Consider the following 24,465-nt stretch of genomic DNA (forward strand, 5'->3'; position numbering starts at 1 on the left):
CCGGTCCGTTCGAACGGACCGGCCCCCACCGTGCGTTCGGCTCCGGTGGATCAGGCCTCCGCGGCCGTCTCCTCCACCTCGTACGCGTCCTCGCCCTCTTCGACGGCGTCCCGGCCCGCTTCCTCGGTCTCGTCCTCGACGGCGAAGCCCACCAGCCACTCCTCCAGCTCGTCGCGCAGCCGGACCGTGGCCCCCAGCTGGCACAGCACTCCGATGGTGCTCAGCGTCACGCGGTGGATCAGCAGATACGCCGGCGGCAGGTTGAGCTGCTTGGCCAGCTGGTACGCCGGGGAGCGGGGGTCACCGATGCGGGCGGCCTGACTGCGCATCCAGCCGCGGGTGAAGGTGAACGCGTCGGCCCTGGCCGGCTCGATGATGGGCAGGAGGTAGTCGAGAACGGCGTCGGGGTCGAGCTCTATCGATTCCTTGACGAAGCCCTCCGTCCGGAGCATCTCGTAGACGGCCTCCGCGTCGCCGTCCAGCGTCATGCGCAAGGCCTCGCCGATGGGCTCCGGCAGACCGCCCGGGAGGCGGTCGACCGTACCGAAGTCCAGCACGCCCAGACGCCAGTCGTCCTCGCCCAGGGGCCCGCCGGGCAGCAGGCGGAAGTTGCCGGGGTGCGGGTCGGCGTGCAGCAGGCCGGTGCGCGCCGGGCCCGAGAAGAGGAAGTGGGCCAGCAGCTGGCCGGCCCGGTCCCGCTGCTCCTGCGTGCCCTTCGAGATGATCTCCGACATTGGGATGCCGTCGATCCACTCGGTGATCAGCACCTGCTCGCACTGGTGGACGACGTCCGGCACCACGATGTCCGGGTCGCCGGCGAAGACCTCGGCGTGGGTCCGCTGGGCGTCGGCCTCCAGGTCGTAGTCCAGCTCCTCCGAGACCCGGTCCTTCAGCTCCGTGATCAGCGGCTTGATGTCCATGCCGGGGACCAGCGGACCGAGCAGGCGGGCGAAGCGGCTGAGCTGGTTCAGGTCGGACAGCAGCGCCTCACCGGCACCCGGATACTGCACCTTGACCGCCACTTCGCGGCCGTCGTGCCACACCCCGCGGTGCACCTGGCCGATCGAGGCGGCCGCGGAGGGCTTGTCCTCGAATTCCAGGAACAGCTCCTGCCAGTCCTCGCCGAGCCGCTGCGCGAGCACGGAGTGCACCGTGCGCGTCGGCATCGGCGGCGCCGCCTCCTGCAGCTTGGTCAGTGCTGCCCGGTAGGGGCCGGCGACCTCCTCGGGCAGTGCGGACTCGAAGACGGACAGGGCCTGCCCGAACTTCATCGCCCCGCCCTTGAGCTCGCCCAGCACCTTGAACAGCTGCTCCGCGGTGCGCTGCTGCAGCTGCTGGCCGACGATCTCCGCGGACTCGCCCACGATTCGCTTGCCGAGCCCCCAGGTGGCCCGCCCGGCGAAGCCGAGCGGGAGCGCGGCGAGCTTGGCGGTCCGGGTGACCGCCTTGCGCGGAAGATCAGACATGCGTCCTCCAAGTCCCAGCCGGCCGCGCCGGTTCCGCCTCGTGGCGTGCTTCCGCTGACGGCCCTTGCCCAGCCATTGTCGCGCGCCACCCCCCGTCCTCGGGGATGTGTTCCTGCTTACCTTTTCCGGCGGCCCCGCAGGGGCACGCGGGGTGCGCCCGGACCGGCCGCAGCTGCCAGCACAGCCCGGGCAGCGAGACCTCCCAGCGTGCACCGGTGCCCGACGGCGTCCGGCCGTCCAGGAAGGCGAGCGCCTGGGCCGCCGCGAACCCCGCGACGGTCGTCGCGAGCGTGAGGTCGCAGGGCGGCACGCGGCGCTGCCGACCGGAGCGCCACTGCGCCACCAGCCGCGGCCAGGCCGGGTCCCGGTCGGTGCGGTCCGCGTGCAGGCAACCGGCGCACCCCGTCTCACCGGGCAGGACGAGCGGGCCGACCACACCGGTGCCCTCCACGACACCGGCGTACAGGTGGGGCGTGCCCGAGGCCATGAGGGGTTCCGCGGCGGCGGGGTCGGGTGCGTGCACCGCCACGTCGTTGCGCGGAGTGAGGACCACCAGGGAGAAACCCGGGACGTCCTCCTCGGGCGGGGTCGCCGGGCTCCGGCGCGACGGCCGGTCGGGAGCGGCCCGGCGGACGACCCGACGGGCGCTCTCGTCCCGGCGGTCGCCGACCGACTCGGCGGGCAGGCCGCCCGGTGCGACGTCCCACGGTTCGACGCGGCCGCCGTCGCGCACGTCGATATCGCCGACGCCCGCGCCCGACAGCACACCGGCCAGCACCGCGCCCACCCGTCCCGCGCCCCGCACCCCCACCCGCAGGGCGCCCCGGGCCGCCAGGTGTCTCATCGCGCCGCCCGGCTCCGAGGTGGTCAGGGACAGGGAGGCCACGTCGGGACGGAGCCGGTCGAGGACCTCCTTCTTCTTCCGCAGGGCGTCGGCGGCCGGCCCGCCGCCCCGGGAGTCGTCGAGGAGGCCGGCCCGCGCCAGGCGCTCCACGACCCGGTCCACGTGTCCTTCCGGCAGGTCCATGCGGTGTCCCGCCTCGCGCAGCAGGGCGGGGCCACGGGTGCCGTTGAGCAGTTCGAGGAAGCTGCCCGTTGCCGTGTCCACCGGGGCCAGCGTCAGCGCGTGCGCCGGAGTCATTCCGAACTGCACGGTGTTCAGATCGCGCCAGCCGCGCCTGAGCGCGGGCTTGACCATCGGATGCATGGCAGGTCCCCCGTATGTCTTCCAGTGTCTTGCGGGCTTCGCGGTTCTTCGCCGGTCGGTCGGGACTCGCCGGCGGTCGCGAGTCCGGCGGCGGTCGGGAATCCGGCGGCGAGTGCCAGCATGCCCGGATCCGCGATGGGGCGTCGAAAGTTGTCCACAGGCGGTGGGTGTTCGTCGTACGAATCGCCGCACCTCCGGCAGGACGGGTGGCGGATCGGCACCGAAGCGTCCCGGAGCCGGGACTTCCCCGGGTGCAGCGGGTAACGTCGTGGCGTGTCCGCCGACCCACTGCACCGTGCCGGGGCGCACCCGCGCACACCCACGAATCCGCCGCCGAGCGGCTCGGGCGCGAGCGCGATCGAGGTGCGCAGGAGCACCCGGCGACGCCGGACGGTATCCGCGTACCGCGAGGGCGATCGGACCGTCGTGCTGATCCCCGCCCGGATGTCCGAGGCGGAGGAGCGACGCTGGGTGAGCGTCATGCTGGACAAGCTGGCCGCGCAGGAGAGCAAGCGCGTCCTCGGCGACGCCGAGCTGGCCGAGCGCGCGGAGCGCCTGTCGGGGCAGTACTTCGAGGGTCGGGCCCGGCCCGCCTCGGTCCGCTGGGTCACCAACCAGAACACCCGCTGGGGCTCGTGCACCCCGTCCGAGGGAAGCATCCGGCTGTCGCACCGTCTCCAGGGCATGCCCGAGTACGTCATCGACTACGTCCTCCTGCACGAGCTGGCGCACCTGCTGGTCCCCGGGCACGGGCCACGGTTCTGGCGGCTCCTGGAGTCCTATCCGCGCACCGAGCGAGCCAGGGGCTACCTGGAGGGCGTGGTCGCCGCGGACCGGCTGCCGCACGTGCCCGGCGCCCGCAACGAGTAGCGCGCGGACCCGGCGGGGCGCCCGCCACGGTCCCGCACGGGTTTCGTACCGGCTCCGTACCGGCTGTCTCCGGTGTCGGTGTTTGCCGTTAGCCTGTCGCGACGCACTCGCATTCGGATGGGGGACGGTCGTAACGCATGGCCAGGGAATTCCAACGCGGCCACAAGGCCAGGATCAGTGACCTCACCGCGGGCACGGATCTGTACGTAGGCGTGCAGATCTCCGGCCCCGGGCTGAGCTTCGACATCAGCTGCTTCGGCCTCGACGCCGACGAGCGGTTGTCGGACGACCGGTACTTCGTGTTCTTCAACCAGCCGAAGACACCCGAGGAGTCCATCCAGCTCCTGGGTGCGCAGGCGGGTGACACGGAGTCCTTCCGGGTCACCCTCGACAAGATCCCCCAGCAGATCCAGAAGCTGTCCTTCACCGCGACGATCGACGGCGCGGGACAGATGTCGCAGGTGGGGCCCGGGTACATCCGGATCGTCGCGGGCGGCGAGGAGGTGGCCCGGTACCCGTTCAGCGGTGCGGAGTTCTCCACCGAGCGTGCCGTGATGCTGGGTGACTTCTATCTGAAGGACGTGTGGCGGTTCGCCGCCGTCGGGCAGGGTTTCGACGGCGGTCTCGACGCACTGCTGAGGAACTTCGGCGGTGAGGTGGCCGAGGAAGAGGCGCCCGCCCCGCAGCAGGCGCAGCAGGCGCAGACCGGGGCCGCGCCGGGCTTCGCCCCGCCCGCCCAGGCCTCGGCGCCGCCGTCCTTCGGTGCGCCCGCCGCCCCCGCCGCCCCCGCTCCGCAGCCCGCCGCGCAGGGTTTCGCCCCTCCCGCCGCGCCGCCGCCCGCTCCGGCTCCGGCTCCCGCCCCCGCGGCCGGTCCGGACGTGCACGCCGCGCAGACCATCGTGGCGCCGATACACACCCCGCCCGGCGGCGCCCCGGTGCCGCCCCCGTCCCCGGCACCCGCGCCGTACGGCCAGCCGGGCGGACCCGGCCAGCCGTCGCCGTACGGCCAGGTGCCCGGGCAGACCGCTCCGCCGCCCCCCGGTTACGGCGGGCCCCAGGCTCCCCAGACCCCGCCCCCGCCGCCCGGCTACGGTCAGCCGGCCGCGCCCCCCGGCTACGGGCAGCCCACCCTGCCTCCGGGCTACGGCCAGCCGGCGCCGCCCCCCGGTTACGGCCAGCAGCCCCCTCAGGGCATGCCGCAGGGCGCACCGCAGGGTGCCGGTGTGACCGCGGCGCTCCAGCAGTACCGGGAGACCGCGACCGGGCAGCGCTGGACACAGCAGAACAAGAAGCTGGTCCGCGTCGACCTCGGAGCGGAGGGCCTGCCCGTGCTCGCCCGGCAGGGCAGCATGGTGCTCTACCAGGGCAAGGTCGACTTCAGCTACAAGGGCGCCGGGTTCGCCGGCCGGGTCGTGGGCAACGCGACCGGCCAGGAGATGCAGCTGATGCGCTGTACCGGCAAGGGGCAGGTCTTCCTCGCGGACAACTCCGCGATGCTGCACCCCATCGAGCTCCAGGGCGACGCCGTGTGCGTCTCCGCGGAGAACGTCCTGGCCTTCGACGAGAGCCTCCACTACGAGGTGCGCCGCATCGAGGGGCACGGGATTCCCGGCGGTGCGCTGTTCACGATGCAGTTCCAGGGCACCGGCACCATCGTCGTCAAGACCCGCGGGGTGCCCGTGGTGCTGCCGGTCACGCCCACCACGTTCGCCGACTGCAACGCCGTGGTCGCCTGGTCCGCCGCAGCCCAGGTCGTGGTCTCCAGCCAGGTGCGCATGCGCCGCAACTCCTACGCGGGCGACACGGGCGAGAGCGTCAACCTGCAGTTCCGGGCCGCTCCCGGCAGCTTCGTCGTCGTCCAGCCGTACGAGATCTGAGGGAGAGCCCGACATGAACCAGCCGCTCGCGGGCTACGCTCCCGCACCCGTCGCCGCCCGCATGGAGAACCACGGCAACCACATGCTGAAGGTCGCCATGCAGACCGGAAACGACCTCTTCGCGCGCGTGGGCTCGATGGTCGCCTACGAGGGCTTCGTCCAGTACGAGCCCAACCCGCCGGCCGTCCGCCAGATCGCCAAGGACTGGATGACCGGCGAGGGCGCGCCCCTGATGAAGTGCTCCGGCGACGGACTGCTCTACCTCGCCGACTACGGCGCCAACGTCGTCGTCATCAACCTCAACGGCGACGGGATCTCCGTCAACGCCACCAACCTGCTCGCCTTCGACGCCCACCTCACCTGGGGCGTGGAGCGGGTCAAGGGCCTGGCGAAGTTCGCCGGGCAGGGCCTGTGGAACACCACGATCTCCGGACAGGGCTGGGTCGCGCTCACCTCCCGTGGCAAGCCGATCGTGGTCGACTGCGGCGGTGGCGAGGACGAGACCTACGTCGACCCCGACGCACTCGTCGCCTGGTCCCCGAACCTGAAGGTGAAGGGCAAGCGCAGCTTCAAGGCGCAGTCGCTGATCGGCCGCGGCAGCGGCGAGGCCTTCCAGATGGCCTTCTCCGGTCAGGGCATCGTCGTCGTCCAGCCCAGTGAGGACAGCACCGATCGCCTCCGGGTCCGGGGCTGAGGGGGAGCCAGAATCATGCAGAGCCCGCTTTTCGCCCACAACGACCAGCAGACCCAGGAAGCCTGGAGCCTGCAGAACAAGCACATGCTCCGCGTCGCCCTGACGGGCCACGACGACGTGCTCGCCCGCAAGGGCACGATGGTCGCCTACCAGGGGCTCGTCGAGTTCGACGCCGAGTACCAGAACAACAGCCAGTCACGCGCGCGGGCGCACACCGGCGAGGGCCTGGACCTGATGCGCTGCCACGGGCAGGGCACGGTCTACTTCGCCAACCTCGCCCAGTGCGTGCACGTGGTGGACGTCGACCAGGACGGCCTCACCGTCGACAGCAGCTACGTACTCGCGATGGACTCGTCCCTGCACCACGAGGTCATCGCGGTGGACAGCCTCTACGGCATCTCCGGCTCGGGGAAGTACCAGCTCAACATCACCGGCCGGGGCAAGGTCGCCCTGATGACCTCGGGCTCTCCCCTGTTCATGCAGGTGACGCCCGACAAGTACGTCAACTGCGACGCCGACGCGATCGTCGCCTGGTCCACCGGCCTGCGCGTGCAGATGCAGGCCCAGACGCACTCCTCCGGGGTGTGGCGGCGCCGCGGCAGCACCGGCGAGGGCTGGGAGCTGAGCTTCATGGGCAGCGGCTTCGCGCTCGTGCAGCCCAGTGAGCTGCTGCCGCCGCAGAACGCGCAGATCGGCTCGGGCCTCGCCGCCCAGTACGGCATGGGCCAGCAGGGAGCCCGCGGCCAGAACCAGGGCAACGTCTGGAGCTGACCGGCGCCCGGGCCGACGGCCACCGTCCGGCAAGGGGTGACCGCGAGAGCGGTCACCCCTTGCCGGTCACAGGCGGGCGCGGGTGGCCTCCAGCAGGCGTACGACCGACTCGTCGGCCACGTCCGCGACCTCGGTGTACGGGAACCAGCGCAGGTCGAGCGACTCGTCGCTGATCGCCTCCACGGCCCCTTCGGGAGCCAGGGCTGCGTACTGGACGTCCAGGTGCCAGGCGCAGGGCGTGTGGTGCCGGTCCAGCCGCACGGGACCGCCCGGCAGCAGCGTCAGTCCGGCGATGCCCGACTCCTCCGTGCCCTCGCGCAGCGCGGCCCGGGCGAGCGTGTCGTCGACCGGCTCGCAGTGCCCGCCCATCTGCAACCACATGCGCAGCTTCTTGTGCAGGGTGAGCAGGACGCGCTCGCGCGAGGGGTCGATCACCAGGGCGCTCGCCGTGATGTGCCCGTCGGCGCAGCCCTTCCACATCCCGTCCGGGTGCGCCGCGAGGTGGTCCAGGTAGAGCTGGCGCAACCCGTCCTGACCCTCGTACTCCTTCAGGACCAGGACCGCGTCGTCGTGGAGGCTCACTCGCCGTCGTCGCCCTCGGGCTCGTCCCGGCCGTCGGGCCGGTGCTCGCCCCGGGCGCCCTCGTCCTTCTTCTGGTCGTCCTTCTCCAGGTCGTCCTTCTTCTTCAGGCCGGGCTTGCCCGCCGCCTCGCCGAGCATCTTGTCCAGCTCGGAGAAGTCGAGCTGCTCACGGTGGACGAAGCCGTCCGGGTCGTCCAGGTCGGTCGCGGTCGGCAGCATGTCCGGGTGGGCCCACAGACCGTCCCGGCCGTCGACACCGCGCGCGTCCGTCAGGGACGCCCACAGGCGGGAGGCGTCGCGCAGCCGGCGCGGGCGCAGCTCCAGGCCGATCAGCGTGGCGAAGGTCTGCTCCGCGGGCCCGCCCGAGGCGCGACGGCGGCGCAGCGTCTCGCGCAACGCGTCGGCGGAGGACAGACGCGGCTTGGCGGCGGTGTGCACCACCGCGTCCACCCAGCCCTCGACGAGTGCCAGGGCCGTCTCCAGACGGGCCAGGGCCGCCTTCTGCTCCGGGGTGTCCTCCGGCTGGAACATGCCCTGCTGGAGAGCCTCCTGCAGCTGCTCGGGGTTCTGCGGGTCGAACTGGCCGACCACGTCCTCGAGCTTGGCCGTGTCGACCTTGATGCCGCGGGCGTACCCGTCGACGGCGCCGAACAGGTGCGAGCGCAGCCACGGCACGTGGGCGAAGAGACGCTGGTGGGCGGCCTCGCGCAGGGCCAGGTACAGCCGCACCTCCTCCTGCGGCACGCCGAGGTCCTTGCCGAACGACTCGACGTTCGCCGGCAGCAGCGCGGCCTTGCCGGCCGGGCCGAGCGGCAGACCGACGTCGGTCGAGCCGACGACCTCGCCGGCGAGCACGCCGACGGCCTGACCGATCTGCGTGCCGAACATGGCGCCGCCCATGGACCGCATCATGCCGATCAGCGGGCCGGCCATGGCCTGCATCTCCTCCGGCAGCACGTCGCCCATGGCGTTGCCGACGCGCTCGGCGACCGGGTCGACCAGCTCGCGCCAGGCGGGCAGGGTCGCCTCGACCCACTCCGCGCGGCTCCAGGCCACGGCGGTGCCCGCGCCGGAGGGCAGGGCGGTCGCGTCGTCCAGCCACAGGTCGGCCAGGCGCACCGCCTCCTGGACGGCATTGCGCTCGGCGGGGCCGACGCTGGCGTCCTTGCGGCCGTCCGGCGTCCCCTGGGAGACCGTCTGGCGGGCGATCTGCTTGGCCATGTCCCAGTTCACCGGGCCGCCCTCGTAGGAGAGCATCTGGCCCAGCTGCTGGAACGCGGCGCCCAGGTCGTTGGGGTTCATGGAACCGAACATGGCAGCGAACGGGTTGTCCGCACCGGGGCCGCCCAGGCCTCCGGCTCCGGACATCCCGAAACCGAACGGGTTGGCCGGTCCCTGACCACCGCCGCTCTGCTGGTCCTTCTTCTTGCCCTCGTCGCCGTCGTCCGGCTCCTCCGGCGGAAGGCCGAATCCGAATGGGGTGTCACTCACGGGGTTCCTCGGCTGGTAGGGCCGCCGGTTCTTTCCGGCGGCACGGCTGCCCGACTTCACCACCCAGCGTAGACACCCGAAGCCGATCGGGCCTCGGTGCTTCGCCGACTGACGGCCTGCGGCAGGATGGATGCCACCTGGTACGCACGCGTCGCTCGCGCTCGTACTGAAGACAACCTCTGGAGACGCCCGGTGAGTTCCCCAGATCCGCAGGTTCGCGCAGCGCGAAACCAGTCAACCAGTTCCTCCCGCTCCGGCGCGCGCGGACCCGTCGTGGCGGTCACCGGTGCCGCGTCCGGGGTGGGGGCGCTGCTCACCGAGCGGCTCATCGCATCGGACGAGGTCAGACAGGTCGTGGCCATAGACGAACGGCGCGCCGGGTGCGAGACGGCGCAGTGGCACATCCTGGACGTACGGGACCCGGCCATCGCCGAGAAGCTGCGAGGCGCGGACGTGGTGGTGCACCTCGCGCTCGACCTCGACCTGGAGACCGACGCGGCCGCCCGGACGGCTTACAACGTACGGGGGACGCAGACCGTCCTGACCGCCGCCGCGGCGGCCGGCGTGCACCGGGTCGTGCTGTGCACCTCCGCGATGGTCTACGGGGCCCTCCCCGACAACGAGCTGCCGCTGTCCGAGGACGCCGAGCTGCGTGCCACGGCCGAGGCGACCGGCGTCGGGGACCTCCTGGAGATCGAGCGGCTCGCCCGGCGCGCGCCGCGGGCGCATCCCGGCCTCAACGTGACGGTCGTGCGGCCCGCCGTGCTGGTCGGCGGCATGGACACCGCGCTGACCAGGTACTTCGAGTCGCCCCGGCTGCTCGTGGTGGCCGGATCGCGGCCGGCCTGGCAGTTCTGCCACGTCGACGACCTGTGCAGTGCCCTGGAGTACGCCGTCCTGGAGAAGGCCGATGGCGAGCTGGCCGTCGGGTGCGACGGCTGGCTGGAGCAGGAGGAGGTCGAGGAGCTCAGCGGCATCCGGCGCATGGAGCTGCCCTCCGCGGTCGCGCTCGGCGCGGCGGCCCGGCTGCACCGGATCGGCCTGACACCCTCACCGGCCGGGGACCTGGCGTACACGATGTACCCCTGGGTCGTCAGCGGCAGCCGGCTGCACGACGCCGGATGGCGGCCGAAGCACACGAACGAGGAAGTGCTCGCCGAGCTGCTCGAAGAGGTCTCGGGGCGGCACACGGTCGCCGGCCGGCGCCTCGGGCGCAAGGACGCTACGGCCGCGGGAGCCGCGGGAGCGACGGTGGCACTGCTGGGCGCGGCCGCGGTGGTGCGCCGCGCGCGCAAGGCCCGGCGCCGCATCTGAGGAGCCCCGGCCGCCCCGGCCTGCCGGGGGCCGCCGGGCGGGCCGAGGGCTCTGTAGGAGGCTCCAACGCCGTACGCGCGCGTGCCGGGCGATCACGCTATTCCGCGCCGTCCGTGACGTGGGGCACGATGGACGCATGGCAACCACGAACGACCACCCCGGTGAGCGGGCCGCAGCGGACCCCGTCAAGCTGATCGGCATCCGCGAGACGCCCCTGTCCGTGGACGAGGTCTTCCGCGCGGTCGGGGACGACGCCTCCGGCGGCACCGCGCTGTTCGTGGGGACCGTGCGCAACCACGACGGGGGCACCGACGTCGACCGGCTCGGGTACTCGTGCCACCCGAGTGCCGAGGCCGAGATGCGGCGGATCGCCGAGAAGGTCGTCGCGGAGTACCCCGTACGGGCGCTCGCCGCGCTGCACCGGGTGGGGGACCTGGAGGTCGGGGATCTCGCGGTGGTCGTCGCGGTCTCCTGTCCGCACCGGGGCGAGGCCTTCGACGCCTGCCGCAAGCTGATCGACGACCTCAAGCACGAGGTGCCCATCTGGAAGCACCAGACGTTCTCGGACGGCACCGAGGAGTGGGTGGGGGCCTGCTGATCATGAGGGTGGGGCCCTGCTGATCGAGGGAGGTACCTGCGCGGCCCGGGTTGCGTAACCCACCCCCCGGCGTGAGCGTTGTCACTGCGAATGGTTAATCTGCTGATCAGTCAGTCGCGGACACTCATGGGGTTGGGAGGTCGGCATGGCGGCGCTTGCCTGGTTGCTGATTCCGCTGGTGGCCGCGGTCGGTGCGGGCCTGTGGGGAAGTTGGGCCAACCGGACCCGGAAGGCACGGAGCGACGGTCCCGAGCTGGACGGTTACGCCCGTTTCCGCGAGGCCATGGAGAAGCCCCGTACCGGTGCCTGACGGACGCCGCCCTGACGGTGTTCCGACAGCCGCGTCCCGTACTGTCGTGCCATGCCACGCCGCACCGCGACGATGCTCGCCTCCACCCTGATGCTGATCGCGCTCCTGTGCGCGGGTGTGTTCATCCCCGTGCCCTACTCGGAGATGTCTCCCGGGCCGACGGTGAACACCCTCGGGGACCACGACGGCGAGCCGGTGCTGCAGATCTCCGGTCACAAGACGTATGAGGCCAGCGGTCATCTGAACATGACCACCGTCCGGGTCACCAGCGCCGAGTACAAGATGAACCTCGTGGAGGCCGTCTACGGCTGGCTGGCGCACGACAACAGCGTGGTGCCGCACGACACCCTCTACCCGGACGGCAAGACCGAGGAAGAGGCCACCCAGGAGAACGCGGAGGAGTTCAGCCACTCCCAGGAGACCGCGAAGGTCGCCGCCCTGGAGGCGCTCGACATCCCGGTGAAGTCCTGGGTGATCGTCTCCACCGTCGTCAAGGACTCCCCGGCGCAGGGCAGGCTGCACGCCGGTGACGTGATCAAGGCCGTGGACGGCACGGAGGTCAAGAAGCCGGCGGACGTCGCCGACCTGGTGACCAAGCACGAGCCGGGACAGGACACCGTCTTCACGGTCGTGCCCGCCAAGGAGCAGGCCGCCGCGGAGAAGGAGGGCCGGACGGCGACGAAGACGCAGAAGGTCACCCTCACCACCGAGGCCTCCGACGACGGGGGCGAGAAGCGAGCCATCGTCGGCATCTCCGCCGGGACCGACCACACGTTCCCGTTCGACATCGACATCAAGCTGGCCGACGTCGGCGGTCCGAGCGCCGGTCTCATGTTCGCCCTCGGCATCTACGACAAGCTCACCCCGGGCGACCTCACCGGCGGCAAGTTCGTCGCCGGCACCGGGACGATCGACGACGACGGCAAGGTCGGCCCGATCGGCGGCATCGGCATGAAGACCATCGGCGCGCACGACAAGGGCGCCCAGTACTTCCTGACACCGGCGGACAACTGCGTGGCAGCGGCCGAGGACACCCCCGACGGGCTGACCCTCGTGAAGGTCGACACCATCGACGACGCCCTCGGCGCGCTGAAGGACATCCGTTCCGGGAAGACCGCCGACCTGCCGAAGTGCACGGAGGGCTGACCCCCGCACAGCCGTCCCGACAGTCGGCGTCCCGCGTTCCTACTCCTCGAAGGTCGCCGTCAGGGCCTCGGCCAGACCGGGCACCAGGTCGGACCCCGTGAGGACCTCCGTGGCCGTGTCCTTCTCGCGCAGCCGCAGGGCCGAGTCGCGGGAGCCGTCGCGCAGGACGGCGACCGTCATGCGGACCTCCTGACGGTCGGGGTGCTCCGCCACCCACTGGGCGAGCTTCTTCTCGTTCAGCCCCTGGGGCACCTGGGCCTCGGCGGAGGGGGGCAGCATCAGACGCTCGACGGCGAGCGCGCAGCCCACCACGGCGTCGGGCCAGGCGATGGTGCCCAGGAACTCGTCGAGTGCCTGGCCCGTTGGAATCTCGTCCTGCTCGATCGGGGTGAGGCCGGAGGTCTCCGCCTCGTCCCGCAGACCGAGCCGGTCCGCGAGCGAGGGCTGGTCGGCCCTCAGCCGTGCGGTGTCGACAAGTGCGAAGAGGCGTGCGGGCTGGTCCCAGCCGAGTCCGGAGACGTACTCGTCGATCTCGAGTACGGCCCGGGTGAGGGGGCTCGCTGCCATGGGGGTGTTGGACATGGTCACAATCCTGCCTCGTTCATGGCCCGAATCGGGAACCGAGTAAACGATGAGTAAGTTGCATAAGTGTGGGCCCACGATCACGGGGGCGCACGGGGGGCCCGCGAACCCGAGGGCCTGACGGATCAACAGCGAACTTCGAGGTGCGCACCTTGGCTTTCCAGATGCCGGACCGCGGCGGAGGCCCCCCGACGGGGCCGCGGATCAGAGTGGGCCGCCCGTCCCGGCGTGTCCGAACCCTGCTGCTGACACTTGGTGTCCTCGCCGTGCTCGCCATGGCGTTCACCATGTTCGCGGGATTCTGGACGGACTGGCTCTGGTACCGGTCGGTCCACTACTCGTCGGTGTTCACGACGACCCTGTGGACCAAGATCGGGCTCTTCTTCGTCTTCGGCCTGCTGATGGCGCTCGCCGTCGGGTTCAACATCTGGTTGGCCCACCGCCTGCGCCCGCCGCTGAGCGCCATGTCGATGGAGCAGCAGAACCTCGACCGGTACCGGATGGGCATCGCCCCGTACAAGAAGTGGCTGCTGCTCGGCATCACCGCCCTGGTCGGCCTGATCGCCGGCGCCTCGGCGTCCGGTCAGTGGCGCACCTGGCTGATGTGGGTCAACGGCGTGCCCTTCGGGCAGAAGGACCCCCAGTTCAAGCTGGACGTGTCCTTCTACGCCTTCGACCTGCCCTGGTACCGGTTCCTGCTCGGCTTCGGCTTCGCAGCCGTGATCATCTCCGTGATCGCCGCCGCCCTGACCCACTACCTGTACGGCGGGCTCCGCGTCACCAGTCCCGGCGCGCGTGCCACGGCCGCCGCCACCGGGCACCTGTCGGTCCTCCTCGGCGTCTTCGTCGCCCTGAAGGCCGTCGCCTACTGGCTCGACCGGTACGGCCTCGCGGTGAAGTCCAGCGACTTCAAGGCGACCGACAACTGGACGGGCCTCAGGTACGTCGACGCCAACGCCTACCTGCCGGCCAAGACGATCCTGTTCTGCATCGCGGTCATCTGCGCCCTGCTGTTCTTCGCCACCCTGTGGCGGCGCACCTGGCAGCTGCCCGTGATCGGCTTCGGCCTGATGGTGCTCTCCGCGATCCTCATCGGCGGCCTGTACCCGGCCCTGGTCCAGAAGTTCCAGGTCCAGCCGAACGAGCAGGCCAAGGAGGCGCCGTACGTCGAGAAGAACCTCGCGGCCACGCGCGACGCGTACGGCATCGAGGGCACCCAGGTCGCCGAGTACCCGGGCAAGAGCGAGACCAAGGACAAGACCAAGCTCCGTGACGACGCGGACGCCGCCGCGTCCGTCCGGATCATGGACCCCAACATCATCTCGCCGACCTTCCAGCAGCTCCAGCAGATGCGGAACTACTACGCCTTCCCGACCAACCTGGACGTCGACCGCTATGCCAAGGACGGCAAGGACCAGGACACGGTCATCGGTCTGCGCGAGCTGAACCTGGCGGGCATCCCGAAGAAGAACTGGATCAACAACCACTTCCGCTACACCCACGGCTACGGCGTGGTCGCGGCGAAGGGCACCCAGGTCGACTCCGAGGGGCGCCCGGTCTTCACCGAGTCCAACCTGCCGTCCGAGGGCGACCTCGGGACGTACGAGCAGCGGGTCTACTACGGCGAGAAGACCACCACCTACTCGATCGTCGGCGGTCCCCAGAAGGAGATCGACTACTCCGACGACACCGGGGAGAAGACGTTCAGCTACAAGGGCGACGGCGGCGTCGACCTGTCCAACCCGATCAACCGGGCGGCGTACGCGGCGGCGTTCAGCGAGCCGCAGATCCTGTACTCCGGCGCGATCGGCGACGGTTCGCGCATCCTGTACAACCGCACGCCCAAGGAGCGCGTCGAGGCGGTCGCCCCCTGGCTGACCATCGACGGCGACGCCTACCCGGCGGTGGTGGACGGCCGCATCCAGTGGATCGTCGACGCCTACACGACGACGAACGGCTATCCGTACGCCTCGCGCACCACGCTCGGCGACACCACGGCCGACTCGCTGACGGCCAACAACAACTCGCGTGCGGTGGTGGCCCAGCAGAACCAGGTCAACTACATCCGCAACTCCGTGAAGGCGACCGTCGACGCGTACAGCGGTGACGTGAAGCTCTACCAGTGGGACACCCAGGACCCGATCCTCAAGACCTGGATGAAGGCGTTCCCCGGCACGGTGCAGGACAAGAGCGAGATCTCCAAGGAGCTGATGGCGCACCTGCGCTATCCGCAGGACCTCTTCAAGGTCCAGCGCGAGCTGCTCACGCGCTACCACGTGAAGGACGCCAACACGTTCCTCAGCGGCAGCGAGGTGTGGCAGGTGCCGGACGACCCGACCAACAAGTCGGGTGACGCGGTGCCGCCGTACTACCTGAGCATGAAGATGCCCGACCAGGACGCACAGGCGTTCTCGCTGACGACGACGTTCACACCCAACGGGCGTGACAACCTCAGCGCGTTCATGGCGGTCGACGCCGAGGCGGGCACCAGCGACTACGGCAAGATCAGAATTCTGAAGCTGCCGACGAGCACGACCGTCGACGGACCCAAACAGGTGCAGAGCCAGTTCAACTCCGAACAGGACATCGCCGAGTCCATCAGGCTGCTCAGAGGCGGCGACTCGGAGGTGGAGTACGGCAACCTGCTGACCGTGCCGCTGGACGGCGGACTGCTGTACGTCGAGCCCGTCTACGTCCGCGGTGGCGACCTCAAGTACCCCTTGCTGCGCAAGATCCTGGTGAGTTACGGGGGCAACACCGCCTTCGAGAACACGCTCGACGCGGCCCTCAACAAGGTCTTCGGAGCCCAGGCCGCCGAGAACGAGGAACCGCCGGCGGACGAGGGCGACGACACGACCCGGCCGCCGACCTCCACCAACCCCACGGTCCGGGAAGCGCTCAGTGATGCGCAGAAGGCCTTCGACGCCGGGCAGAAAGCCCTGGAACAGAAGGACCTCGCCGCGTACGCCGAAGCGCAGAAGGACCTCGAGGACGCGCTCCAGCGGGCCGAGGACGCGCAGGCCAAGGCCGATCAGAGCGCCGACGGCAAGAACGGCGACGGCGAGAGCGGCGGTGACAAGGCCGGGGCCGACAAGGCCGGAAGCGACAAGGCCAGTGCGGACCCGACCCCCACGGGTGACGCCGGCGGGGGGTCGGACACCAGCTGACCGGCGCCCCGGAGCCGGACGTACGCGTCCGGCGTTCGAGCTGGTCAAAGCCCATCCCGCGCCGTGTTAGGGTTGTGAACACAACGGCGCGGGGTGGAGCAGCTCGGTAGCTCGCTGGGCTCATAACCCAGAGGTCGCAGGTTCAAATCCTGTCCCCGCTACTGAAGTCGTGAGCTGGTTGCGAACGACCACGAAGGCCCGGATTCCCACAAGGAATCCGGGCCTTCGTGATGTGCGAACGCATGTGCCGGTGAACACGACGGCCGCGCCGCCAGGGGGAGTTGGGCCGATCTGTGTTTGACTTGTCTCCCTGTGGGCATGTCGACAAAACGCTGAAGTGACCTCACTGGCTGCGGTATACCGGATGTACCCAGGTTGCAGGTGGTGCGACGATGGACGTTATGGGGGACATGGCAAATCTGTTCGGGACGGGGCGTTTTGCGCAGCCGTCCGGTCAGCCGCCCGGTCAGGAGGAGGCCACGGACGAGGCGCAGGAAGCCGCCGACGAGGCCGCCGAGGAAGTGCGTCTGCGGCTCGCCGTCGACTGCGGTGACGTCGAGGCGATGAGCGTGCTCGGCGCGCTGCTGCTGCGCCGCGGGGACTTCGACGGGGCCGAGTCGCACCTGCGCGCCGCCACCGCGGCCGGTGACCGGGCCGCCGCCAACAACCTGGGTGTCCTGCTGCATCAGCGGGGATACGCCGACGAGGCCGCGGGATGGTGGCGTGTCGCCGCAGTCGCCGGATCCGCCGCCGCCGCGCACGCGTTGGGCCGGCACTTCCGTGAACGCGGGGACGAGCCCGCCGCCGAGTACTGGCTGTGCCAGTCCGCGGAACAGGGCCACGTGCTGGGCGCCTACGCGCTCGCCGACCTGCTGGAGCACCGCGGCGACGACGCCGGGGCCGAGCGGTGGATGCGGGCCGCCGCCGAGCGCGGTCACCGGGAGGCCGCGTACCGGTTGGCGCGGACGCTGGACCGGCGGGCCGGGCGCCACGGCGGCGGTGACGACGAGGCGGACGCCGCGGCCGACGAGGCCGAGCAGTGGTACCGGCAGGCCGCCGCGCGCGGTCACCGGCGCGGCGCGCTGCACCTCGGGACGATCCTGGAGAAGCGGGGCGAGCTGAAGGAGGCCGGACGCTGGTACCTCACGTCCGCCAAGGACGGTGAGGCCCGCGCCGCCTGCGCGCTGGGCTTCCTGCTGCGGGACGCCGGGGACACCGAGAGCGCCGCCGTGTGGTGGCTGCGCGCCGCCCAGGACGGCGACGGCAACGCCGCCAACGCCCTGGGCGCGCTGCACGCCGAGCGTGGCGAGACGCAGACCGCGGAGCGCTGGTACCGGGCCGCCATGGACGCCGGTGACGACAACGGGGCGTACAACCTCGGGCTGCTCTGCGCCGAGCAGGGCCGCACCACGCAGGCCGAGCAGTGGTACCGGCGAGCCGCCTACGCGGGTCATCGGGAGGCCTCCAACGCGCTGGCCATCCTGCTGCTGCGCGCCGGGGACGAGACCGGCGCCGAGCCGTGGTTCTCCAAGGCGGCCGAGGCGGGCAGCGTCGACGCCGCCTTCAACCTCGGCATCCTGCACGCCGGCCGGGGCGAGGAGCGGTTGGCGCTGCGCTGGTACGAGCGGGCCGCCGCGGCCGGGCACACCGAGGCGGCGCTGCAGGTCGGGATGGCCCGGTTGCGTGCCGGGGACGAGCGCGAGGCGGAGCGGTTCCTGCGGTGCGCGGCCGGAGGCGGCAGCGCGGAGGCCGCGTACCGGCTGGCGACGGTGCTGGACGCGCGCCGGCCGCCCCCGCCCGCGCACGAGCTGGGGGAACCGGCGCAGGAGAAGTCCGAGTGCGAGGAGTGGTACGAGCGGGCGGCCTCCCAGGGGCACCGGCGGGCCCAGGTGCGGGTCGGGATGCTCGCCGCGGCCCGGGGCGACGTGGTGGAGGCCGCGCGGTGGTACCGCGAGGCGGCCGAGGCCGGGTCGCGGAACGGCGCGTTCAACCTGGGACTGCTGCTGGCCCGTGAGGGCAGCGAGCCGGAGGCCGTGGTGTGGTGGCGCCGGGCGGCGGATGCCGGCCACGGGCGGGCGGCGCTGCGGCTGGCCCTGGTGTGTGCGCGGCGGGGGGAGCTGGCGGAGGGGCAGCGCTGGGCGGACCTGGCGGTGTCGCTGGGGCCGGAGGAAGTCGGGGAGCGGGCGGCGCGGCTGCGGGACGCGCTGCGGCAGGAGCTGTCGGCGTAGCGCCGCGCCCAGCTCGGGTGCCCGTCGGAGGGGGCCGGGCCGGGCGGACCCGGCGGCTGGAGCGGACCCGGGGTGAGGAAGCCCGGGGGGGGCGGGGTGCGCAGCCCGGCGGCACGGGGTGCCGCTGCCGTACCATCCATGCCGCCCGGGGAACCGCTCGGGCCGATCAGGCTCTGGGGGAGGCGCGCTGCCCGCAGCTACGCGGTGCGCATGCTCGCGGGATGCACCGAGGGCCGGAACCCTTTCGGATTCCGGCCCTCGGTCCTGAGTAGCGGGGACAGGATTTGAACCTGCGACCTCTGGGTTATGAGCCCAGCGAGCTACCGAGCTGCTCCACCCCGCGTCGATGAAGGGAACACTACGTCAAGCGGAAGACGAGAAGCAAATCCGTGCTCACGAAGCCCGTGCTCACGCCGCCGCGCAGTTCGGGCAGGTGCCCCGGTACGTCACCTCGACCTCCGACACCGAGAAGCCGAAGCGCTCCGAGTCGGGGAGGTCGGCCAGCGGGTTGCCGGTCGGGTGGACGTCGCGGATCGCACCGCACTGGGCGCAGACCAGGTGGTGGTGCGGGCGGTGCGCGTTCGGGTCGTAGCGCTTGGCGCGCTTGTCCGTCGCGACCTCCAGCACCTCGCCGAGCGAGACCAGCTCGCCCAGGGTGTTGTAGACCGTCGCCCGGGAGATCTCGGGGAGCTTGTCCACGGCGCGCGAATGCACCTCGTCGGCCGTCAGGTGGACGTGTTCGCCGTCGAGGACCTCGGCCACCACACGCCGCTGTGCGGTCATGCGCCATCCGCGCCCGCGCAGCCGTTCCAGAAGGTCACTCATGCCGACCAGCCTAACAGTAAGGGGGACCAGGTCCCGAACGAGTGTGACTTTGGAGTCCTGCTTGACTTAGACAATGTCTATTGTAGGATCTGTAATGGTTTTAGCCAAGGAACAGATCGCTCAGGACTGCCAGGACCGGCACAGGAGGAGCTCGTGACCCAGGGACCGCTCACTACGGAGACAGGTGCTCCCGTAGCCGACAACCAGAACAGTGAGACCGCGGGCGTCGGCGGCCCCGTGCTCGTCCAGGACCAGCTCCTTCTGGAGAAGCTGGCCCACTTCAACCGTGAGCGCATCCCGGAGCGCGTCGTGCACGCCCGCGGCGCCGGCGCCTACGGCACCTTCACGGTCACCGCCGACGTCACCCGCTACACGCGTGCGGCCTTCCTCTCCGAGGTCGGCAAGGAGACGGAGACCTTCCTCCGCTTCTCCACCGTGGCCGGCAACCTGGGCGCGGCGGACGCCGTCCGTGACCCGCGCGGCTTCTCGCTGAAGTTCTACACCGAGGAGGGCAACTACGACCTCGTCGGCAACAACACCCCGGTGTTCTTCATCAGGGACGCCATCAAGTTCCCCGACTTCATCCACACCCAGAAGCGCGACCCCTACACGGGTTCGACCGAGATGGAGAACGTCTGGGACTTCTGGAGCCTGTCGCCGGAGTCGACGCACCAGGTGACCTGGCTGTTCGGCGACCGCGGCATTCCGGCGTCGTACCGCCACATGGACGGCTTCGGCTCGCACACCTACCAGTGGAACAACGAGGCCGGCGAAGCCTTCTGGGTCAAGTACCACTTCAAGACCGACCAGGGCATCAGGAACCTCACCCAGGCCGAGGCCGACAGGCTCGCCGGCGCGGACCCCGACTCCCACCAGCGCGACCTGCGCGAGGCCATCGAGCGCGGCGACTTCCCGTCCTGGACCGTCGGCGTGCAGATCATGCCCGTCGCGGAGGCGGCGACGTACCGCTTCAACCCGTTCGACCTGACCAAGGTGTGGCCGCACGCGGACTACCCGATCGTCTGGTTCGGCAAGCTGGAGCTCAACCGCAACCCGGAGAACGTCTTCGCCGAGGTCGAGCAGTCGATCTTCTCCCCGGCGCACTTCGTGCCCGGCATCGGGCCGTCCCCGGACAAGATGCTCCAGGGCCGCCTCTTCGCCTACGGCGACGCCCACCGCTACCGCGTCGGCATCAACGCCGACCAACTGCCGGTGAACCGCCCGCACGCCACGGTGGCGCGCACCAACTACCGTGACGGCCATCTCTACGACGGCCGCCACAAGGGCGCGAAGAACTACGAGCCGAACAGCTTCGGCGGGCCCTTCCAGACGGACCGGGCCCTGTGGCAGCCGATCCCGGTCTCCGGCGTCACCGGGGAGACCGAGACGCCCTCCCATGCCGAGGACGACGACTTCGTCCAGGCGGGCAACCTCTACCGGCTGATGACGGACGAGGAGAAGGAGCGGCTGATCGGCAACCTGGCCGGCGCCCTCTCCGGCGTCCCGCGTGACGACATCGTCGAGCGCGCGGTCGGCAACTTCCGTCAGGCCGACGGTGACTTCGGCAAGCGACTGGAGGCCGCGGTCCAGGCCCTCCGCGGCTGACAGCCGGTACTGGACCGCTTGCCGTGGCGACGGGCCGGACCCCCGGGGACCGGGGGCCCGGCCCGTACGTCGTTCCGCTCCGTCAGGCGGTCACCACCGGCGCGTTGTGCGGGGCGCGCGCCGGTGCCCAGTGGCGGATGATGTCGCGCACCGAGACGATGCCGACGGGCTCGCCGCCGTCCAGGACGATGAGGTGGCGGAAGCCGCCGTGCGCCATCGCGCCCGCCGCCTCCTCGACCGTCCAGGCCGGGGCGGCGAAGACGACGTCGGTGGTGGTGTGGCCGTGGGCGCGCTCGGTGTCCGGATCCTGGCCCCGGCCGACGGAGTTCAGGACGTCGCGCTCGGTGAGGATGCCGATGCCGTCGGCGTCGGGGTCGTACACCACGGCCGCGCCGACGCGACGGGCGGACATCAGCGCGGCGGCCTGGCGGAGCGTGTGGGCGGGACCGATGGTGAGGACGACCTTGCTCATGATTTCGTGGACGAGCATGGGTGGAGCCACCTCCTGCCGGTGATCCATGAGTTAGTTCATGGATTCACAAGTTCACAAGTGGGGGACTCTCAGAGTGGCAGGTGAAGCAGGGGTCAACAAGGGGGCGCGAAGGGCGAGTAGGCGGGCGCTCAGTAGCGCTGGTTGAGATACCCCAGCAGTTCGTCGTGGAGCCGGCCGTTCGACGCCGCCGCGTTGCCGCTGTGCGGGCCGGGGTGGCCGTCGAGCCCGGTGAAGGTGCCGCCGGCCTCCGTGACGATGATCGCGTTGGCCGCCATGTCCCAGAGGGAGAGCTCCGGTTCGGCGCAGATGTCCACCGAGCCCTCGGCGACCATCATGTACGGCCAGAAGTCGCCGTACGCGCGCGTGCGCCACACCTCGCGGGTCAGGTCGAGGAAGCCGTCCAGGCGGCCCTGCTCCTCCCAGCCGCTGAGCGAGGAGTACGCGAACGAGGCGTCGGAGAGCGTGGAGACCTGGGAGACGTGCAGCCGGGACGCGGAGGTCAGACTGCGGCCGGTGAACGCGCCGTGGTCCTGCACCGCCCACCAGCGGCGGCCGAGGGCCGGCGCCGAGACGAGGCCGACGACCGGCTGGTAACCGCCCTCCTGCGCCTCCGTCAGGGCGATGAGGGTCGCCCAGACCGGGACGCCGCGCACGTAGTTCTTGGTGCCGTCGATCGGGTCGACGACCCAGCGGCGGGGGCCCGTGCCCTGGGCGCCGAACTCCTCGCCGTGCACCGAGTCACGGGGGCGGGCGCGGGCGAGGTGGCCGCGGATGAGTTCCTCGGCGGCCTTGTCCGCCTCGCTCACCGGGGTCATGTCCGGCTTCGTCTCGACCTTCAGGTCGAGGGCCTTGAAGCGGTCCATCGTCGCGGCGTCGGCGGCGTCGGCGAGCACGTGGGCGAGGCGGAGGTCGTCGAGGTAATCGGCCATGCCGTCACGCTATCCGGCGCGGACGGGGCACGGCCACCAGGGTCTCGGCGGGCGTGGCGGGCCGGGGGGAACGCGGTCCGGGGAGCCCGTGCGGGGATGCGAGGACCCTTGACAGTGCCCCCATACCCGTCAAATCTGACAGCACGTCGCCCGGCACGTCCGGCGGCACGTCGTTCGGCCCGAGGGAGGCGAGGGTGCCTGCAGCCCGGGAGTCCCTGCTCGACGCCGCCCGCACGGCGCTGGCCCGCCGGCCGTGGTCCGCCGTGCGGATGGTGGACGTGGCCGCCTCCGCCGGGGTGTCCCGGCAGACCCTCTACAACGAGTTCGGCAGCAAGGAGGGGCTCGCCCGCGCGCTGGTCCGGCGGGAGGCCGACGACTATCTCGCCGGCGTCGAACGCGCCCTGTCCGGGCCCAGCGACCCGGGCGAACGCCTCACCGCGACCGCCGAGTGGATGATGTCGGCGGCCCACGACAACGCCCTGGTCCGGGCCATGCTCACCGGTTGCTGGAGCGAGCGGCTGCCCGCACCGGCCCTGACGGCGGTGCGCTCCTCCTCCGCAGCCGCGCCGGCCCAGCGGCGGGCCGACGGCCCGCTGCCCTCGCCCGGCGACTTCGTGAGCCTCGTGCGCGACCGGGCCGTGGCCGTCCTGTACGGCGCCGGTCCGCTTCCGCCGCCGGACGCCGCCGAGCTGGCCCGCTCCTGCGAACTGGCGGTGCGGCTCGCCCTGTCCTGTGTGACGGCGCCGCCCGCCGAGGGCGGGGTGGCCGACCTCCTGCGCTCCGCCCTGCCGCGCCCGCCACGCCCGTCGACGGCATAGCGGACGGGGCTCAGTGGGCCGATCCGGACAGCTGCAGTCCGATCACACCGATGATGACGAAGCTGATCGAGACGATCTTCAGGGTCGAGACCAGGTCGCCGAGGAAGACCATGCCGTAGATGGCGGTGCCCGCCGCGCCGATGCCGGTCCACACCGCGTACGCGGGACCGACGTCGAGCTTCTTCAGCGACATGGTCAGCAGGCCGAAACTGCCCAGGGCGAAGGCGCAGAAAGCGACGGTGGGCCAGAGCCGGGTGAAGCCGTGCGACAGCTTCAGGCAGACGGCGAAGCCGGTTTCGAGCACTCCGGCCACTATGACCAGCAGCCACGCCATGTCTCGTCCTCCCGTAGTGCCCTGCCGCGACCGCTGAGCCGACCGGTGCCGACCGGTTTCCCTCTTTGCCCGGGCTTGGTTCCGGCTTGGTGCGATTATGCACTTGCCGCCCGCACGGCACGGCAAACAACGCGGTGGTCAGTCGCCTTCCTTGCGTTCCCGCGTCGAGAGCAGACGACGCAGCGAGTACAGCCGGGCCGGGTCGGCGTGCCCCTCGGCCACCCAGGCGTCCAGCGCGCAGTCGGGCTCGTCGTGACTGCACGCGCGCGGACAGCCCTCCGTGCCGGGCACCAGGTCGGGGAAGGCGTTGATCACCCTGGACGGGTCGATGTGCGCCAGGCCGAACGACCGTACGCCCGGGGTGTCGACGACCCAGCCGCCCTCCGCCGAGGACAGCGGCAGGGCCAGCGCCGAGGTCGTGGTGTGGCGGCCGCGGCCGGTGACCGCGTTGACGTGCCCCGTCACCCGGCGGCGGTCCTCCGGCACCAGGGTGTTGACCAGAGTCGTCTTGCCGACGCCGGAGTGACCGACGAAGGCGGTGATCTTCCCGTCCAGGTGTTCGCGCACCAGCTCCGCCGCGGCGCCGTTCTCCAGCTCCTCGCGGCTGGTGACGACGAAGGGGATGTCCAACGCGCCGTACAGCTCCAGCAGTTCGTCCGGCGGCGCCAGGTCCGACTTGGTCATCACCAGCAGCGGGGTGAGACCGCCGTCGAACGCCGCGACCAAGCAGCGGTCGATGAGGCGGGGGCGCGGCTCGGGGTCGGCGAGGGCGGTGACGATGGCGAGCTGGTCGGCGTTGGCGACGACCACCCGTTCGTAGGGGTCGTCGTCGTCCGCCGTGCGGCGGAGCACGGAGGCGCGCTCCGCGATGCGGACGATGCGGGCGAGCGTGTCCTTCTTGCCGGACAGGTCGCCGACCAGCGCGACCCGGTCGCCGACGACCGCGGCCTTGCGGCCCAGCTCACGGGCCTTCATGGCCATGACGATCCGGTCCTCGACCAGACAGGTCAGCCGGCCCCGGTCCACCGTGAGGACCAGGCCCTCGGCGGCGTCCTCGTGCTTGGGCCGGATGTGGGTGCGCGGCCGGTTGCCCTTGCGGTTCGGGCGGGTGCGGATGTCGTCCTCGTCGGTGTGCTTGCCGTAGCGGCGCATGGCGAAC

The 24,465-nt window shown here is 71.4% G+C and carries 22 protein-coding genes and 2 tRNA genes; 13 read left to right on the top strand and 11 right to left on the bottom strand.

The window, feature by feature from the left end; genetic code table 11:
- Positions 1-50 precede the first annotated feature (50 nt).
- On the bottom strand, positions 51-1,466 hold the full coding sequence (locus tag EV562_RS14745; RefSeq protein ID WP_133887252.1) for an AarF/ABC1/UbiB kinase family protein: 1,416 nt from the start codon (positions 1,464-1,466) through the stop codon (positions 51-53).
- Positions 1,459-2,673, bottom strand: a complete 1,215-nt coding sequence (locus EV562_RS14750; protein WP_133887253.1) for a TOMM precursor leader peptide-binding protein — start codon at positions 2,671-2,673, stop codon at positions 1,459-1,461. Before EV562_RS14750 ends, EV562_RS14745 begins: the two co-directional genes overlap by 8 nt.
- Before the next feature lie 273 nt (positions 2,674-2,946).
- Between EV562_RS14750 and EV562_RS14760 the strand changes: the two genes are divergently transcribed.
- From EV562_RS14760 to EV562_RS14775, 4 genes are all read left to right on the top strand, one after another.
- Positions 2,947-3,543 (top strand): M48 family metallopeptidase, encoded by a 597-nt coding sequence (locus EV562_RS14760; protein WP_166661790.1) that lies wholly within the window; start codon positions 2,947-2,949, stop codon positions 3,541-3,543.
- A gap of 137 nt (positions 3,544-3,680) precedes the next feature.
- Entirely contained in the window at positions 3,681-5,420 is a 1,740-nt protein-coding gene (locus EV562_RS14765; protein ID WP_133887255.1) for a TerD family protein, read from the top strand.
- A gap of 13 nt (positions 5,421-5,433) precedes the next feature.
- Complete coding sequence (locus EV562_RS14770; RefSeq protein ID WP_133887256.1) at positions 5,434-6,114, top strand: AIM24 family protein; 681 nt, start codon at positions 5,434-5,436, stop codon at positions 6,112-6,114.
- Positions 6,115-6,129: 15 nt separating this feature from the next.
- The gene (locus tag EV562_RS14775) at positions 6,130-6,885 is read left to right on the top strand and encodes an AIM24 family protein (RefSeq protein ID WP_133887257.1); all 756 of its coding nucleotides are present in this window, start codon (positions 6,130-6,132) and stop codon (positions 6,883-6,885) included.
- Between the two features lie 66 nt (positions 6,886-6,951).
- Here the strand turns inward: EV562_RS14775 and EV562_RS14780 are convergent, their stop codons facing one another.
- Both EV562_RS14780 and EV562_RS14785 read right to left on the bottom strand, forming a co-directional pair.
- Positions 6,952-7,467, bottom strand: coding sequence for an NUDIX hydrolase (locus EV562_RS14780; protein ID WP_133887258.1), 516 nt, complete (start codon positions 7,465-7,467; stop codon positions 6,952-6,954).
- Positions 7,464-8,957 (bottom strand): zinc-dependent metalloprotease, encoded by a 1,494-nt coding sequence (locus EV562_RS14785; protein WP_133887259.1) that lies wholly within the window; start codon positions 8,955-8,957, stop codon positions 7,464-7,466. The genes EV562_RS14780 and EV562_RS14785 overlap by 4 nt, the downstream gene beginning before the upstream one ends.
- A gap of 192 nt (positions 8,958-9,149) precedes the next feature.
- Between EV562_RS14785 and EV562_RS14790 the strand changes: the two genes are divergently transcribed.
- The 4 genes from EV562_RS14790 (at position 9,150) to EV562_RS14800 (ending at position 12,325) form a co-directional block, all read left to right on the top strand.
- Positions 9,150-10,271 carry an SDR family oxidoreductase gene (locus EV562_RS14790; protein ID WP_133887260.1) on the top strand — a complete coding sequence of 374 codons (1,122 nt, stop codon included), beginning with the start codon at positions 9,150-9,152 and terminating at the stop codon, positions 10,269-10,271.
- A gap of 136 nt (positions 10,272-10,407) precedes the next feature.
- A complete protein-coding gene (locus EV562_RS14795; RefSeq protein ID WP_133887261.1) occupies positions 10,408-10,869 on the top strand; it encodes a molybdenum cofactor biosynthesis protein MoaE in 462 nt (153 codons plus the stop codon).
- 145 nt (positions 10,870-11,014) lie between these two features.
- The gene (locus EV562_RS35090; protein WP_007444545.1) at positions 11,015-11,179 is read left to right on the top strand and encodes a hypothetical protein; all 165 of its coding nucleotides are present in this window, start codon (positions 11,015-11,017) and stop codon (positions 11,177-11,179) included.
- 51 nt (positions 11,180-11,230) lie between these two features.
- Complete coding sequence (locus EV562_RS14800; protein WP_133887262.1) at positions 11,231-12,325, top strand: PDZ domain-containing protein; 1,095 nt, start codon at positions 11,231-11,233, stop codon at positions 12,323-12,325.
- Between the two features lie 39 nt (positions 12,326-12,364).
- Here the strand turns inward: EV562_RS14800 and EV562_RS14805 are convergent, their stop codons facing one another.
- Positions 12,365-12,907, bottom strand: coding sequence for a PPA1309 family protein (locus tag EV562_RS14805; protein ID WP_166661791.1), 543 nt, complete (start codon positions 12,905-12,907; stop codon positions 12,365-12,367).
- Between the two features lie 164 nt (positions 12,908-13,071).
- Between EV562_RS14805 and EV562_RS14810 the strand changes: the two genes are divergently transcribed.
- The 3 genes from EV562_RS14810 (at position 13,072) to EV562_RS14820 (ending at position 18,302) form a co-directional block, all read left to right on the top strand.
- Positions 13,072-16,074 carry a UPF0182 family protein gene (locus tag EV562_RS14810; protein ID WP_133887470.1) on the top strand — a complete coding sequence of 1,001 codons (3,003 nt, stop codon included), beginning with the start codon at positions 13,072-13,074 and terminating at the stop codon, positions 16,072-16,074.
- 87 nt (positions 16,075-16,161) lie between these two features.
- Positions 16,162-16,235: transfer RNA gene (locus EV562_RS14815), tRNA-Met, on the top strand.
- A 231-nt stretch (positions 16,236-16,466) separates the two neighbouring features.
- A complete protein-coding gene (locus EV562_RS14820; protein WP_208298353.1) occupies positions 16,467-18,302 on the top strand; it encodes a tetratricopeptide repeat protein in 1,836 nt (611 codons plus the stop codon).
- Between the two features lie 269 nt (positions 18,303-18,571).
- On the opposite strand, the gene EV562_RS14825 is transcribed toward EV562_RS14820, so the two are convergent.
- Together EV562_RS14825 and EV562_RS14830 are read right to left on the bottom strand one after the other, a co-directional pair.
- A tRNA-Met gene (locus EV562_RS14825) sits at positions 18,572-18,645 on the bottom strand.
- A gap of 65 nt (positions 18,646-18,710) precedes the next feature.
- A complete protein-coding gene (locus EV562_RS14830) occupies positions 18,711-19,127 on the bottom strand; it encodes a Fur family transcriptional regulator (protein ID WP_133887265.1) in 417 nt (138 codons plus the stop codon).
- A 153-nt stretch (positions 19,128-19,280) separates the two neighbouring features.
- Between EV562_RS14830 and EV562_RS14835 the strand changes: the two genes are divergently transcribed.
- Positions 19,281-20,732: a catalase gene (locus EV562_RS14835; protein ID WP_133887266.1), complete on the top strand. Its 1,452-nt coding sequence runs from the start codon at positions 19,281-19,283 to the stop codon at positions 20,730-20,732.
- Positions 20,733-20,814: 82 nt separating this feature from the next.
- Here EV562_RS14835 and EV562_RS14840 read toward each other — a convergent pair whose 3' ends face one another.
- Positions 20,815-21,222, bottom strand: coding sequence for a CBS domain-containing protein (locus EV562_RS14840; protein WP_166661793.1), 408 nt, complete (start codon positions 21,220-21,222; stop codon positions 20,815-20,817).
- A gap of 131 nt (positions 21,223-21,353) precedes the next feature.
- Positions 21,354-22,154, bottom strand: coding sequence for a histidinol-phosphatase (hisN, locus tag EV562_RS14845; protein WP_133887268.1), 801 nt, complete (start codon positions 22,152-22,154; stop codon positions 21,354-21,356).
- A gap of 194 nt (positions 22,155-22,348) precedes the next feature.
- On the opposite strand from hisN, the gene EV562_RS14850 reads away from it, so the two are divergent.
- On the top strand, positions 22,349-22,972 hold the full coding sequence (locus EV562_RS14850) for a TetR/AcrR family transcriptional regulator (RefSeq protein WP_133887269.1): 624 nt from the start codon (positions 22,349-22,351) through the stop codon (positions 22,970-22,972).
- Between the two features lie 10 nt (positions 22,973-22,982).
- Here the strand turns inward: EV562_RS14850 and EV562_RS14855 are convergent, their stop codons facing one another.
- A complete protein-coding gene (locus EV562_RS14855) occupies positions 22,983-23,306 on the bottom strand; it encodes a multidrug efflux SMR transporter (RefSeq protein WP_087807323.1) in 324 nt (107 codons plus the stop codon).
- 138 nt (positions 23,307-23,444) lie between these two features.
- Positions 23,445-24,458 (bottom strand): ribosome small subunit-dependent GTPase A, encoded by a 1,014-nt coding sequence (gene rsgA / locus EV562_RS14860; RefSeq protein ID WP_133887270.1) that lies wholly within the window; start codon positions 24,456-24,458, stop codon positions 23,445-23,447.
- Positions 24,459-24,465: the final 7 nt, after the last annotated feature.

This window comes from Streptomyces sp. BK208 (assembly GCF_004364245.1).
Lineage (GTDB): Bacteria > Actinomycetota > Actinomycetes > Streptomycetales > Streptomycetaceae > Streptomyces.

What these genes read in the sequence shown, in the direction of transcription:
- EV562_RS14745 (WP_133887252.1), bottom strand. Translation starts at nt 1,466, where the DNA reads ATGTCTGATCTTCCGCGCAAGGCGGTCACCCGGACCGCCAAGCTCGCC.
- EV562_RS14750 (WP_133887253.1), bottom strand. Translation starts at nt 2,673, where the DNA reads ATGCATCCGATGGTCAAGCCCGCGCTCAGGCGCGGCTGGCGCGATCTG.
- EV562_RS14765 (WP_133887255.1), top strand. Translation starts at nt 3,681, where the DNA reads ATGGCCAGGGAATTCCAACGCGGCCACAAGGCCAGGATCAGTGACCTC.
- EV562_RS14770 (WP_133887256.1), top strand. Translation starts at nt 5,434, where the DNA reads ATGAACCAGCCGCTCGCGGGCTACGCTCCCGCACCCGTCGCCGCCCGC.
- EV562_RS14775 (WP_133887257.1), top strand. Translation starts at nt 6,130, where the DNA reads ATGCAGAGCCCGCTTTTCGCCCACAACGACCAGCAGACCCAGGAAGCC.
- EV562_RS14795 (WP_133887261.1), top strand. Translation starts at nt 10,408, where the DNA reads ATGGCAACCACGAACGACCACCCCGGTGAGCGGGCCGCAGCGGACCCC.
- EV562_RS35090 (WP_007444545.1), top strand. Translation starts at nt 11,015, where the DNA reads ATGGCGGCGCTTGCCTGGTTGCTGATTCCGCTGGTGGCCGCGGTCGGT.
- EV562_RS14800 (WP_133887262.1), top strand. Translation starts at nt 11,231, where the DNA reads ATGCCACGCCGCACCGCGACGATGCTCGCCTCCACCCTGATGCTGATC.
- EV562_RS14805 (WP_166661791.1), bottom strand. Translation starts at nt 12,907, where the DNA reads ATGTCCAACACCCCCATGGCAGCGAGCCCCCTCACCCGGGCCGTACTC.
- EV562_RS14810 (WP_133887470.1), top strand. Translation starts at nt 13,072, where the DNA reads ATGCCGGACCGCGGCGGAGGCCCCCCGACGGGGCCGCGGATCAGAGTG.
- EV562_RS14820 (WP_208298353.1), top strand. Translation starts at nt 16,467, where the DNA reads ATGGACGTTATGGGGGACATGGCAAATCTGTTCGGGACGGGGCGTTTT.
- EV562_RS14830 (WP_133887265.1), bottom strand. Translation starts at nt 19,127, where the DNA reads ATGAGTGACCTTCTGGAACGGCTGCGCGGGCGCGGATGGCGCATGACC.
- EV562_RS14840 (WP_166661793.1), bottom strand. Translation starts at nt 21,222, where the DNA reads ATGCTCGTCCACGAAATCATGAGCAAGGTCGTCCTCACCATCGGTCCC.
- hisN (WP_133887268.1), bottom strand. Translation starts at nt 22,154, where the DNA reads ATGGCCGATTACCTCGACGACCTCCGCCTCGCCCACGTGCTCGCCGAC.
- EV562_RS14855 (WP_087807323.1), bottom strand. Translation starts at nt 23,306, where the DNA reads ATGGCGTGGCTGCTGGTCATAGTGGCCGGAGTGCTCGAAACCGGCTTC.
- rsgA (WP_133887270.1), bottom strand. Translation starts at nt 24,458, where the DNA reads ATGCGCCGCTACGGCAAGCACACCGACGAGGACGACATCCGCACCCGC.